Origin of the sequence: Paenibacillus sp. FSL R7-269, assembly GCF_000517865.1 — a bacterium.
Lineage (GTDB): Bacteria > Bacillota > Bacilli > Paenibacillales > Paenibacillaceae > Paenibacillus_AQ.
The window spans coordinates 24,637-35,871 of the sequence record NZ_ASPS01000010.1; the positions used below are offsets into that span (position 1 = coordinate 24,637).

Here is an 11,235-nt window from a genome sequence, read left to right on the forward strand (position 1 = left end):
ATGGTTGCGAGTAAGGGTAACGTCATCTCTTCCTGCATGAATTCCTCACCTCCCTCTTATGCCCCAGCACTGAGCGCAAAATTGCGTTCAGCCCCTCTGCCCAGCTCAGCGCAGGAATGCGTTCACTGTCCTGTAATTACTGAACGCAATACTGCGTTTAACCCAAAATGGATTAGATTCGCTTTACGACAGACTGCGTTCAGTCCACTGGACGCAGAGAATCGCTCATTAGGTGGAGTAAATAACAACTGAGCGCAGAACCGCGTTAAGTTAGCGGTCTCCAGCCTTCTACATATTGCAGTGCCTTCCCCAAGTCTTCTTTGCGGATATCCCTGTAGCTAGTAACCTGAAATTCGGCATAGATCACCCGGTACAATTGCCGGTAGAATCCCGGCTTCTGACTTGCCTGATTTGCAAACAAGATTACTCTGCGGCCTATAGCCGCATGCAGCTTCTTCTGCTCCACAGTCTTGAGTGTGACTTCCTTGACAACATCGTCCAGCCGCCGCTCTACTTCCTGTACGCGTTCCTTCATTTGAGTAAATGCCGCTTCGCTAATGAGCAACGGATTGGGTGGTGTCGAAGCAAGCCTGCCTTGTTCTTGTAGCTGGCTCTCCATTTGATTGAAGGCCGCAATATAATCTTCCTTGAATCTCGCCGCTTCACGGCCGGTAAAGCCCGTAATCAGGAACACAAAGCCATCCCGGGTCACCTTGTAGTAGGGATTCTTGCGTCCCGATCTATCCGAATATTCACTAAGCGTAAAATTGCGTTCAGTGAATTCGGGACTGCATTCGAGTGTCTTAATGCTCCTTAGAATATCCGCATGACGTTTGCCGAACTTGTCCGCAATGCTCCGGCTATCGGTCATGGCTTGTCCATTCTCGACATAAACAAAATGACCATTCTCATCCTGGTTTATTGCAGACGATTGAACCGTGAGTCCGTTTGTCATTAACATCCACCCTTCGTTATGTAGTTCTAATGCGTCAAGCACCTAACTGTACATAGGGGATAGATTAGTCCTCCCACTATGGCGGATTCTGCGACCTTCCCGGCACTGACCGGTAGGTTTCGGCTGGTATCCCCCCAGCCATCATCAAGCGTTGTTTCATCTTAGGAATCTATAGTCTTAGCCATGATGCGTGGATCGGCTCCGTCAGCCCTGTCTCTTCACTGAGATCGCATCAGCCCATTCCCATTCTTCCGGTTGTTCGGGATTTGATGGCCGTTCATAAATGTTGTGATAATCGGCTTCAGCCACCGTCTCCACGCGATATTCCATCCGTCTTCCGATCTGATCCTTGCCTCTGAAATAGAGATGCTTTCGGCCGTCAGATACAACCTTCACTATTGCAGAGATGTGCAGCCAGTCCTGCAGGTATTCTGCAGCAGCTCTGCCAGTAATCACCGGCAATAAGTTTGTATTCCCCACTATTATTCACTCTTTCCGTTGTTATCTGATTTTTCTAGTTCATGTATAAGAGATCCTATCAGCAAATAACCTTATATGCCTGTTAATCAAATGATCTTTCATACAGCTTGGCCGCTTCCTCAATGGTCTTGAAATCAAATTCATAATACACGGCACGAACGACTTCTCTAATCTGTTCCTCAGCCCAGCCTTTGCGTAACAATGCTGCACGGACATACCCCAGGCATGCATTATTGCTCCACTGTTGCATTGACCTTCCTCCTTTAGTTAACAATCTTCATCTATTTCGCTTTATTTGCTTCCCTTTCATCACTCAAGAAGATATAAGGGTATTCAAACGATACAACCCTGAATCCTGGATAACCTCTTTCAAAATACGCTTCAAGCTCCCGATCGAACGCCACTGAATCCACTGGCTTCAAGGCCCAAATCCGTTCCCCAACCATACTTTTAATTAATGGCTTATCGTTAACTAAAGCGCGCACATCTACATCCCCATTCTCATGACTGGGCTTAACGCAATTTTGCGTTGAGTAATTAGGAATACCAAAGTCCTTTCTTCACAACGAACTGAGTGCAATATTTCGTTAGTATGAACACTGGGCTTGTCCCACTCTATAAGGAAATACGCTGCCTAACTAAATCCAAAATGTCTTTCGGAAGATCCAGAATAACGGTACGTAGAAGGTGGAGCTCTTGCTCCGCCTCTTCACGACTCGGATCTTCATTTGTCGCATTAACCAAAACGGTAAGCTGCATAAATCTGACGGACAGCGCATCGGCAAACTCCAATTTGTCCCACTCACTCATCTGGAACTCTCCGTACTAGAGAACTTTTGTGAACGAATTCACCTTGAATCACACACCCTTGATGAGCCAGAGGTGGACTACCTTCTATGAACTCTTTGATAAGTCCACGCTTTTTTAGTTCCTGACCATACCCTCCCTCAAAAAGACGTTTGAGTATAGAAGATATGCAACGATTTATGATGGACTCCAGACGTTTCAGTTGTTGTTGGTAGACCTGCATGTCATATACATCTGTATGATTTTTTAATACTTTGATCTGCTCTTGCTTTAAGTACATACATTCAAGCCTTTTGAACTCCATTTCGTAATGCATTTCAATAATTTGTTCTTCATTAGCTTCTATTTCTGAAAACAAAGAATGACGTTCTTCTTTTATTGCTTCAATCTCTTGTGACTTGTTCACCAGCCGCTGAGCAATGCTTAATAATTTCCCCATGCCACTTGCTCCTGTTCTTCATTTAAGTAAACTCCATGCTCTGCATCAGATTATTTAAAAGTGAATGAGTTCTAATTATGAAGTAGTTCCTTATATAAACACTCTACAAAGGCTATAATGATAATGTTTGCTTCATTCCAGTTCTGCTGTGTCTTGTAGGCATACCCAAGCGGCATCAGCAATCGCAGTCTCCACTCTATCCCGTTCAGCCGGGTCTGTGACCAGATGGTCATCGCAGATATGAACCATTGTCTCACCAAATGTGTAGGTTGCAACAATCATGCCAGCATCCCCCCTGGCATTATGTGTATGCAGGGATGATCGAGGGACAACCATGATTTTTCACCTCCCATTACTTATTTTCAAAAAATGAATAATACCGTTCGAAATGTTCGCATTTCGAACAATACATACATAATTTTAGTTAGCACTTTTATTAAAAAGATGTACAGAAAAAAATAGTTCTTTTAACGAGCAACACTTTGAAAAAAAATAAGATCCACACTTAACTCTAATTGGTATGATATTAGCTGTGCAACCTTTAGAGAGGGATCATGCTCTCCTCTTTCTATATTAGCTAAGTAAGCTCTTGATATCCCTACCGATTTTGCAAGTTCTTCTTGAGTCCATCCTTTCTTTTTTCTTGCAGTAATAAGATTCTCACGCTTTTCTTTCACTTTCCCCCCACCTTTCATTTGCTCGTTTTACGAACTTTTATAACCACATTATATGTTCGTATAACGAGCGTGTCAATGCAAAAAAAGCTCATTAAGTGAACGTTTATTTTACGAACATTTTAGGCTATGCTAAAAACAGGCGGTGAACAACATGTCAATATTTAATGATCGATTAAAAGAACTCCGAATTGAACGCAGTCTTACTCAAGATCAATTAGCTATTAAATTAGATATTCCTTCAGCAACGATCCGAAGACTAGAAGCTTCAAATTCAATTCCTAGAAGGGATCGTCTTATCTTATTGGCGAATTTCTTTAATGTATCTACCGACTATCTGTTGGGTGAGACTGACGATAAGACACCAAGTAGAAAAAAGGAAATTCAAGAAGAGAAACAAGAAACTAACAATATCGATCCCTACTACAAACTCACAGATAAAGACGAAAAGGACATCGGCAAAGACCTTGAGCGAATGCTTGCGGATCTCGAATCAAACGAGGCATTAGCTTTTAACGGGGAACCCATGGATGAGGAAACGAAGCGATTATTTGCGATCTCGCTAGAAAATTCTTTGCGATTAGCCAGAGAACTTTCCAAGCAAAAGTTTACTCCAAATAAATACAGAGATTAGTTAGGAAAGGGATACAGCATGATCAAAACTACTGTAACCCAACTAATCCAGAAGCACAGAACCAATGACCCCTTTGAAATTGCATCCCAGAAAAATATCCTGGTTCTTTTTGAATTGTTGGGTGACATGTTAGGCTATTATAATTCGAGTCGTAGATTACAGATGATACATATCAACAACACTGCTTCTCAGCAGGACCAACGTTTTACTTGTGCACATGAATTAGGACATGTCATTTTACATCCTAATGTGAATACTCCATTTCTCCGAAGACATACTCTTTACTCTGTGGATCGGATTGAACGGGAAGCGAATCAATTTGCTGTGGAGTTGTTGATGCCTGATGAATTGCTTTATGAATTTAAACATAAGAACTTCACGGTACAAGAAGCTGCGGCTATATACGGGGTGCCTGCGGGCTTGGAACAACTAAAGAAAATAACTTATGAATAACATACACAAACATTTATAAAGAATATAGAATTCCGCCTGATTTCCTAGCGCGGGCAGAATTCTATCCCCCTTTTCATACAAGTCCAAATGCCGCATTTAAATTCTCCAAAGTATAGTCATAATCCACGTATTCTGGATGTTTAAAGTGAACTTCTGCAATTCTTGCTACCAAAGTTATCCCATAAGAATTCAAAGCGTTAGGATATTTCTGAACTACATTCATGATAACTCCAATGTCAGACAATTCTGCTGTTTCATTCTTCAATTTACCTTGTACTTCATAAATCTTTCTCTTAGTTTCAGTATCTAATAATTCAATCGGAATTATTATCTGCATTACTGCACCTCCCAATTTTCTATTTCGACCACTGGTTGATTTTCTCCTCTAATTTAAAATTATCGCTCATTTTAGAGCCATTAGACAACTATTTCTTCCTTCACAAAAAGTTATTGCTTATATCTACAAGCTATACTACTTCTATCGTTTTGATATGCCGGCATTTTGGGAAGCTGCTACAGCCGTAAAATTGACCCTTTGAGCTACTTCTTAGAACAAGCTTGCTCCCACATTTTGGACAAATATACTCGTCAACCGGTACCTCAGCCATTACTGCTCTAGGTGAAGGTGCTGCACCCGAATTCATCGTGAGAATCATCTCAATCAGTGCCTCACGGTTAATTAGCTTTACTCTGTTGGATTTCGCCAGATCATAAGCAGCCGTTGTATAATCACTGTTGGATACAACCCAAGCTTCTGACGCTCCATAGTGAGCAATAGATGCCTGCGCCTCTTGCACAGCCTTGATGCCAACATTTTTGCTGTAGCGTTTAGCTTGAATAACAATCTTTTTATTATCCTTCTGGATAGTCAGATCCGCCCCATAATCTCCAGCAGCCTTTGTTACTTCGGCCTTATAACCTTGAGCTCGGAATAAATGACCTAAATATCTCTCGAATTGAACTCCTTCCATCTTGTCAATTTCGGCAATCCCTGATTTCTTCAGACGTTCAGCACGTTTTTGTCCAATAACAATCATTATTATCGTTACTACAGCAATACCTATTATTGCTCCGACTACAGCACCTTGGATAGTTTTCGTTACATAATAGCCTCCAAATGCCAAACCCACTGCTGTTAAACCAGCTAATCCCTGAAAAAATTCTTCTTCCTGCTTAGCTTTGCTTTTTCTTCTTGCCAATTAATATCCCTCCGAGATCATATTTCATAGTTCAATATTCTCCATTCAGGAAGAAAATCCCTTTTAAATATAAAACTTTAGACCTATACAAGATGAATTATTAAATCATCATGCTCGGAGTGTACGGCATTAAATTGTCTTCATAAATGCCAAAAGCAGTCTTGAACTAAACAACGTTTCAGACTGCTGTTGGTTTAATGAACTATCGTTGCACGTTACTGCAATTCTTTCGGGGAGTACTGTTGTATTTCCCCTCTCCAATCAATTAGCTCCAGGAGATCTTTTTTGAGTAAACACCATTCAATTATGGTTTTAACGAGTCCAGGCGTAATAATATTATCATCCCAATACGGAGTCAGCACTCGTACCCAACCTTGCCTATAATAATTGTCTAAACCTTCAAACTCGAGTCCCTTAACCACAATGAATGGTCGTACATTCTTGTTAGCTTGTCCTAGATTGTAAGATAGAACTAACTTCTTATCCTCTGAAACGATATTAAGATTAGTCTGCCCGTAGTCTTCAGGATCTAGCTGGACATTCCAATAATATGTTCTACCACTGTGCTCTAATTTTCTTTTCCCTTTTGAGTTAACCCCCAATATCCTTTTCCTCCTTTCAAGCAACCTGTTCTTATAAATTCTATATGGGTAATACATCCCGGCCTCATGGAGTGAAAGATTATGCTTATTCTAAATTAATTTGAGTTGCAAATTGATCCTCTCGTTTATATTGCAAACCTAATTTTAGCACTATGCTTTTAATCGGTGCGTATACTGTTCCCGCATATGTGATTATTTGTTTATCCTTTAAATCAACTGTTACTGTTTTCCCTTTTAAAGTAAGTTTAATTACACCAGGTTCAACTTTAATCTGTGCGCCTAACCCGGCAGCCAAATCCTTCACTGAGCAATAAACTAGCCCATTCTCTCCTTCAAATGACGGCTGTTTGGAGTACATTATAGGCTTTCCTTGATAACGTATCTCCAGTGGTCTTACAAAAGAAAAGTAATTGCTCTTATCGGACGCAGTAATGATATATTCATCCTTAGAATCGTAAGCTTCCCACAAGTCCTTGGAGATAACTCCAGAAAGAATCTCAACGTTGACTGTTCGAATATAGGCCGCGTTACTGGAAGCGAATGGCTTATATTGAAGTACAGTATTCGACTGCCATATAATCTCCGTGGGTGCCATATCACTATAAGGCAGCTTAATAATCCTGACCAATTGTTGTTTGTTGATATCATAAATACGTAATTGCTCTTTTTCATACTGATGTTCTAATTTATTGTAAGCTGCTTCAAAGATGGCCATGTATTTATGATCCGGTGAAACAGTTACATCACGTACAAAAGTGTAACGTTCAGATATTTTCTTTATCTTGTCACCATCCGTGCTGATAACATAGTCCCAACCATCAATCCTTCTCATTCCGAACACACGATTATTCACCGTGATTTTCCATTGGTACTGTGACCAATCATATTTCATTTTCTTAATCTCTTTTATGGAATGATTTTCGAGGATTTCATAATACTTTCCTCCTTTCATAAATACCACGTTATCATTGAATGAAGTGCTCTCATCCGATTGGAAGCAATGATTACCGCGCTCACATAACAGAAAGTCTTTTTCAGTAATTAACCCTTCTGGATTGAACGGAATATTTGTAACATATGTATTTTTAGATAACGAGAATAATTTCGTAGTTTTGGAAACTTGGTCCGAGAATTCATACAAATCATCCGCTAAAAATAATTCTCCTATGCTTGTACCTGTATTCATATATTCCCAATAATCCATTGTCTTGTATTTTTCTTTAGTTCTGATGTCAGTAACGTACGAGAAAGTAATTGGAGGTAATTTCTCTTGAAGAGTTGCCTCCCTTAATAAATTTAAAGTATGAGTTGCATAATCAAACGAATATAACCTTTTACGATTAACTCTGTTTTCCCAAAGAGTATGCCATTCATCTATTACCTTATTTTCATAGGATTGTCCGTTATAAAGAGCATACCCCATAATTCCCTTAGAGGAATTAACCGTGTAACTCCTAGCACCATAATTAAAAATCACTTCTGGAGATGAATCCTTCTTGATCTTCTCCGCTTCAAACCAGTTTTTCACTTGAAAGCCCTGTGGCAGATTAAATGCTTGATCTTCAAAAGAAAAAACCTCTTCCTTGCGTTCCCCTGTAGAGAGTTCTATTGTGTTAACTCTAACTTTTGGTACTATTGTAGTCGATCCTATTTCACCAACAAAATCAAATTGAATACTCACTCGTTGATCCGCAGCTTCGGTTTTTTGTGCAAATGCCAAAGAACCCATAAACACAATGAAGCCCATGAGTGTTCCGATAAACAGCCACCTAAGTTTAATCATAAGAGCCACCTTTACTTTTGTTATTTTGTTTTATAAAACATATTATTGAACAACCTCTCCCCCAAGAACTTCAAAATAAACCATTAAATAATTCTCCAACCAGTACATAAATCCTTTATTTCTTTTTCCTTCAGTAGTTTTTTCAACCTCTTCCCCGTATAATACATCCATAAATATTTTCCTATAACTCAAAGGGGATGTACATAATGAATGTAGCTCTTTACTTGCGAAAGTCCAGAGCTGATGAAGATGCTGAACGGCGAGGCGAAGGTGAGACGCTGGCTAAACACAAGACCGCCCTGCTCAAACTTGCTAAGCAATTAAAACTAAATATCGTACGTATCCGTGAAGAAATCGTAAGTGGTGAAACATTAGTCCACCGTCCGGAAATGTTGCAACTTCTGAAAGAGGTAGAATCAGGTGAATATGATGCTGTCCTGGTTATGGATATTGACCGTTTTGGACGCGGCAATATGCAGGAGCAAGGATTAATCCTGGAGACATTTCGCTCAGCCAAGACTAAGATCATAACTCCACGGAAGACCTATGATCTTATGGATGAATTCGATGAGGAATACAGTGAATTTGAAGCCTTTATGGCCCGTAAAGAACTTAAAATTATAACCCGCCGTATGCAGGGGGGAAGAAAGCGTTCTGCAGAGGAAGGGAATTTCTTAGGTACTCGACCTCCATTTGGCTACTTAATCGAGATTCTTCCTTATGGACAAGGTCGTACTCTAAAACCACATCCGGAACAAGCTGATATCTTAAGACAAATTTTCTCTTGGTACACCCATGAAGATCCTCAGCAACAAATGGGGGCCGGTAAAATCGCTTCGGAATTAAGACGGCTTAAAATCCCCACTTATAAAGGTGGGAGTTGGTCAGCCTCTTCGGTCTTAACAATGCTTAGAAACGAAGTATATATCGGACGAATTCAATGGGGGAAGAAAGAACAAAAGAAAAGTAAGGATGGTAGCAAACACCGCACCTCACAGCGCAGGAGCCGCGAGGAGTGGGTTGATGTCAAAGGGAAGCATGAGCCTATCATTGATGAAGAAACCTTCCTTAAGGCGAACCAGAGGCTCTCAGAGCATCATCATATTCCACACCAATCCGATATTGATGGCAATCCACGAGTTACTTCAGCACTGGCCGGACTTGTAAAGTGTTCTGAATGCGGATTGACTATGGTTTATCGCTCATATTCTTATAGCAATCAACCAGCTCACTTTCGCTGTAATACCGGCGGTTGCCCTTCGCGTAGTAGCCGTTATGACTTAGTGGAGGCCAGAATCATTGAAGGACTTGAAATTTGGCTGAACGAGTACAAGATCAAATGGGGCAAGCGCAAGCAGACCGTGCCACAGAACGAGCTAAAGCTAAGCGAACGAGCCCTTACTTCATTGCAAAATGAGCTAAGAGAACTGGAAAATCAAAGGGTTAAGTTATTCGATTTCTTGGAAAGAGGAGTTTACACTGAAGAGGTATTTATGGAGAGATCGCAAGATATCTCTAGACGAATAACAGTAACCAGTGAAGAGATCGGCATCATTCAAAAAGATCTGGATCTGGAATTGACCCGTAAAGAAGCTAGAAGCAAGATCATACCGATTGCAGAATCTGTAGTGAAATCGTATTACCAGACAGATAATCCCATGAGCAGAAACGCCCTTTTGAAATCTGTGCTTAATAAAGTGGTCTACAAAAAAGGCCCTGGTCAGTATAAAGAGCAGTTTGAGCTGTTCTTATATCCACGTCTATGATACACGTGTTATTGTATTCACCCCGGCAGATGTACATGTAAGCAAGGACCAGATTCATGCCATGGTCTATGATGTCAAAAGCGGAGTATGGTCGCGGAAATGGCGACCCTTCCCGAATATGATCTATGACCGCTGCCGGATTCAGCGCAGCCAGCGCTTCCAGCAGCTGCTGCGCTTCCGCGCGCGGTACGACCATCTGACCTTCCTGAACCGCCCGCTGCGCAATAAATGGACGGTGCACCAGACCTTCTCCCAGCGGAGCCGTTTCCGGTCCCATATGCCGGAGACGCTGCTCTACCAGTCCTCTACCGATCTGCACCGGATGCTGAAAGTAAGCCCCGTCGTCTATGTGAAGCCGATTAACGGCACCGGTGGGCGCGGCATCCTGCGGATCGAGCGTCAGCGTGAAGGCAAGTCTCTCTTCGATATCCAGGGACGCCGCCAGAGCCGCCAGATCATCGCCCCGCGCAAGGTGTCGCTGAACCGGCTGGAGACCATCGTCCGCCAGTGGTGCATCGGCGGTAAATTCCTCGTGCAGCAGGGCATCCCGCTGCGGCTGCCCAGTGGCCGGTTTCACGACTACCGGATGCTGGTGCAGAAGAACGGCCAGGGCGACTGGGAGTTCACCGGCATGGCCGGCCGCGTGGGCGCCGCCCGCTCCGGCGACAACAGCATCTACCGCAAAGCGCTGGTCCGCCCGTTGGAGTACGCGATGTGGGTGTATAAGAATAAGAACACGCCAAGTTCTTCTAAGGTGGTTGAGGAGTAGGGGTTGTTAATTATATAAATGACAAGTGCCCCTCCGTATATGACAGAGAGGCGCTTGTCGTTTACATTTTTCCGAATTTTAGTGCAACATGTAATTGCCTACATTTAAATCAGCATTTTAGTGAACGATTTTGAAAATATGCAGCATCATTCATAGCTACTTCTTTGAAATATGGTATTGAAAATAAGAAGAATTCACTAAAATCGACAGGTAATACATCAATTTCAATTAACTTCAAGCTGTCATTAAGATCAACAAATTCGATAGATAAGATCTGTTTACCAGGCACTGTTAGCGTTAAAGGGATCTCTGCAACACCATCATTAAAATGAACATCTATTTCCGTTGTTCCTGTAGCCGAGAGTTCTACATCACCGAATTGTCCGGAAGATTCTTTACTTGAAATTGTGTATCCCGACACCTTAACTTTAATATTTCCATCAAATAAATAAGCTTTAGCACCCTCATCTCCATAGACATTTCCATAGACGCTCAATTTAACAGTTGTTGGTTGATTGACTCGGATAGTTGATTGAGATAATTCAACAGAGGAATTAAGTTGTTTATTAACTCTAAGCATCATTCCCTTTACTTTGACCCAACCCCCACTGGACCACTCCGACCATAGGTGTTCATCATTCACCCTTACCTTCACTTGGAACACCTGTCCTGCT

At 41.6% G+C, this 11,235-nt stretch carries 18 protein-coding genes; 4 read left to right on the forward strand and 14 right to left on the reverse strand.

Annotated features, from left to right (window positions below; genetic code table 11):
* Window positions 1-265: 265 nt before the first annotated feature.
* From C162_RS03885 to C162_RS03910, 8 genes are all read right to left on the reverse strand, one after another.
* On the reverse strand, window positions 266-955 hold the full coding sequence (locus C162_RS03885) for a Rha family transcriptional regulator (RefSeq protein WP_063828976.1): 690 nt from the start codon (window positions 953-955) through the stop codon (window positions 266-268).
* 204 nt (window positions 956-1,159) lie between these two features.
* The gene (locus C162_RS03890) at window positions 1,160-1,435 is read right to left on the reverse strand and encodes a hypothetical protein (RefSeq protein ID WP_156949538.1); all 276 of its coding nucleotides are present in this window, start codon (window positions 1,433-1,435) and stop codon (window positions 1,160-1,162) included.
* Between the two features lie 82 nt (window positions 1,436-1,517).
* The gene (locus tag C162_RS36565; RefSeq protein WP_200869177.1) at window positions 1,518-1,685 is read right to left on the reverse strand and encodes a hypothetical protein; all 168 of its coding nucleotides are present in this window, start codon (window positions 1,683-1,685) and stop codon (window positions 1,518-1,520) included.
* 31 nt (window positions 1,686-1,716) lie between these two features.
* On the reverse strand, window positions 1,717-1,920 hold the full coding sequence (locus C162_RS03895; RefSeq protein ID WP_036691440.1) for a hypothetical protein: 204 nt from the start codon (window positions 1,918-1,920) through the stop codon (window positions 1,717-1,719).
* Window positions 1,921-2,050: 130 nt separating this feature from the next.
* The gene (locus tag C162_RS03900; protein WP_036691443.1) at window positions 2,051-2,245 is read right to left on the reverse strand and encodes a hypothetical protein; all 195 of its coding nucleotides are present in this window, start codon (window positions 2,243-2,245) and stop codon (window positions 2,051-2,053) included.
* Complete coding sequence (locus C162_RS03905; protein ID WP_036691445.1) at window positions 2,238-2,681, reverse strand: hypothetical protein; 444 nt, start codon at window positions 2,679-2,681, stop codon at window positions 2,238-2,240. The genes C162_RS03900 and C162_RS03905 overlap by 8 nt, the downstream gene beginning before the upstream one ends.
* Before the next feature lie 71 nt (window positions 2,682-2,752).
* Window positions 2,753-2,959 (reverse strand): hypothetical protein, encoded by a 207-nt coding sequence (locus tag C162_RS35875; RefSeq protein WP_156949539.1) that lies wholly within the window; start codon window positions 2,957-2,959, stop codon window positions 2,753-2,755.
* A gap of 189 nt (window positions 2,960-3,148) precedes the next feature.
* Window positions 3,149-3,358, reverse strand: coding sequence for a helix-turn-helix transcriptional regulator (locus tag C162_RS03910; RefSeq protein ID WP_235218342.1), 210 nt, complete (start codon window positions 3,356-3,358; stop codon window positions 3,149-3,151).
* Window positions 3,359-3,509: 151 nt separating this feature from the next.
* On the opposite strand from C162_RS03910, the gene C162_RS03915 reads away from it, so the two are divergent.
* Together C162_RS03915 and C162_RS03920 are read left to right on the forward strand one after the other, a co-directional pair.
* Window positions 3,510-3,989, forward strand: coding sequence for a helix-turn-helix domain-containing protein (locus tag C162_RS03915; protein WP_036691449.1), 480 nt, complete (start codon window positions 3,510-3,512; stop codon window positions 3,987-3,989).
* A gap of 18 nt (window positions 3,990-4,007) precedes the next feature.
* Window positions 4,008-4,442, forward strand: coding sequence for an ImmA/IrrE family metallo-endopeptidase (locus C162_RS03920; RefSeq protein WP_036691452.1), 435 nt, complete (start codon window positions 4,008-4,010; stop codon window positions 4,440-4,442).
* Window positions 4,443-4,515: 73 nt separating this feature from the next.
* Here C162_RS03920 and C162_RS03925 read toward each other — a convergent pair whose 3' ends face one another.
* The 5 genes from C162_RS03925 to C162_RS37320 all read right to left on the reverse strand — a co-directional run bounded on the left by C162_RS03925 (window position 4,516) and on the right by C162_RS37320 (window position 8,197).
* Window positions 4,516-4,779: a hypothetical protein gene (locus C162_RS03925; RefSeq protein ID WP_036691454.1), complete on the reverse strand. Its 264-nt coding sequence runs from the start codon at window positions 4,777-4,779 to the stop codon at window positions 4,516-4,518.
* 130 nt (window positions 4,780-4,909) lie between these two features.
* A complete protein-coding gene (locus C162_RS03930) occupies window positions 4,910-5,641 on the reverse strand; it encodes a restriction endonuclease (protein ID WP_036691457.1) in 732 nt (243 codons plus the stop codon).
* Window positions 5,642-5,856: 215 nt separating this feature from the next.
* A complete protein-coding gene (locus C162_RS03935) occupies window positions 5,857-6,300 on the reverse strand; it encodes a hypothetical protein (protein ID WP_235218343.1) in 444 nt (147 codons plus the stop codon).
* A gap of 28 nt (window positions 6,301-6,328) precedes the next feature.
* Complete coding sequence (locus C162_RS03940) at window positions 6,329-8,026, reverse strand: hypothetical protein (protein WP_036691462.1); 1,698 nt, start codon at window positions 8,024-8,026, stop codon at window positions 6,329-6,331.
* A gap of 42 nt (window positions 8,027-8,068) precedes the next feature.
* Window positions 8,069-8,197 (reverse strand): hypothetical protein, encoded by a 129-nt coding sequence (locus tag C162_RS37320; protein WP_268748794.1) that lies wholly within the window; start codon window positions 8,195-8,197, stop codon window positions 8,069-8,071.
* Between the two features lie 35 nt (window positions 8,198-8,232).
* On the opposite strand from C162_RS37320, the gene C162_RS03945 reads away from it, so the two are divergent.
* Complete coding sequence (locus C162_RS03945; RefSeq protein ID WP_036691463.1) at window positions 8,233-9,792, forward strand: recombinase family protein; 1,560 nt, start codon at window positions 8,233-8,235, stop codon at window positions 9,790-9,792.
* The gene (locus tag C162_RS03950) at window positions 9,764-10,561 is read left to right on the forward strand and encodes a YheC/YheD family protein (RefSeq protein WP_051493216.1); all 798 of its coding nucleotides are present in this window, start codon (window positions 9,764-9,766) and stop codon (window positions 10,559-10,561) included. Before C162_RS03945 ends, C162_RS03950 begins: the two co-directional genes overlap by 29 nt.
* Window positions 10,562-10,670: 109 nt before the next feature.
* Here the strand turns inward: C162_RS03950 and C162_RS03955 are convergent.
* The coding region (locus C162_RS03955) for a hypothetical protein (protein ID WP_235218344.1) at window positions 10,671-11,235 on the reverse strand (565 nt) is incomplete at its 5' end.

What these genes read in the sequence shown, in the direction of transcription:
- C162_RS03885 (WP_063828976.1), bottom strand. Translation starts at nt 955, where the DNA reads ATGACAAACGGACTCACGGTTCAATCGTCTGCAATAAACCAGGATGAG.
- C162_RS36565 (WP_200869177.1), bottom strand. Translation starts at nt 1,685, where the DNA reads ATGCAACAGTGGAGCAATAATGCATGCCTGGGGTATGTCCGTGCAGCA.
- C162_RS03900 (WP_036691443.1), bottom strand. Translation starts at nt 2,245, where the DNA reads ATGAGTGAGTGGGACAAATTGGAGTTTGCCGATGCGCTGTCCGTCAGA.
- C162_RS03905 (WP_036691445.1), bottom strand. Translation starts at nt 2,681, where the DNA reads ATGGGGAAATTATTAAGCATTGCTCAGCGGCTGGTGAACAAGTCACAA.
- C162_RS03915 (WP_036691449.1), top strand. Translation starts at nt 3,510, where the DNA reads ATGTCAATATTTAATGATCGATTAAAAGAACTCCGAATTGAACGCAGT.
- C162_RS03920 (WP_036691452.1), top strand. Translation starts at nt 4,008, where the DNA reads ATGATCAAAACTACTGTAACCCAACTAATCCAGAAGCACAGAACCAAT.
- C162_RS03925 (WP_036691454.1), bottom strand. Translation starts at nt 4,779, where the DNA reads ATGCAGATAATAATTCCGATTGAATTATTAGATACTGAAACTAAGAGA.
- C162_RS03935 (WP_235218343.1), bottom strand. Translation starts at nt 6,300, where the DNA reads ATGTATTACCCATATAGAATTTATAAGAACAGGTTGCTTGAAAGGAGG.
- C162_RS03940 (WP_036691462.1), bottom strand. Translation starts at nt 8,026, where the DNA reads ATGATTAAACTTAGGTGGCTGTTTATCGGAACACTCATGGGCTTCATT.
- C162_RS37320 (WP_268748794.1), bottom strand. Translation starts at nt 8,197, where the DNA reads ATGGATGTATTATACGGGGAAGAGGTTGAAAAAACTACTGAAGGAAAA.
- C162_RS03945 (WP_036691463.1), top strand. Translation starts at nt 8,233, where the DNA reads ATGAATGTAGCTCTTTACTTGCGAAAGTCCAGAGCTGATGAAGATGCT.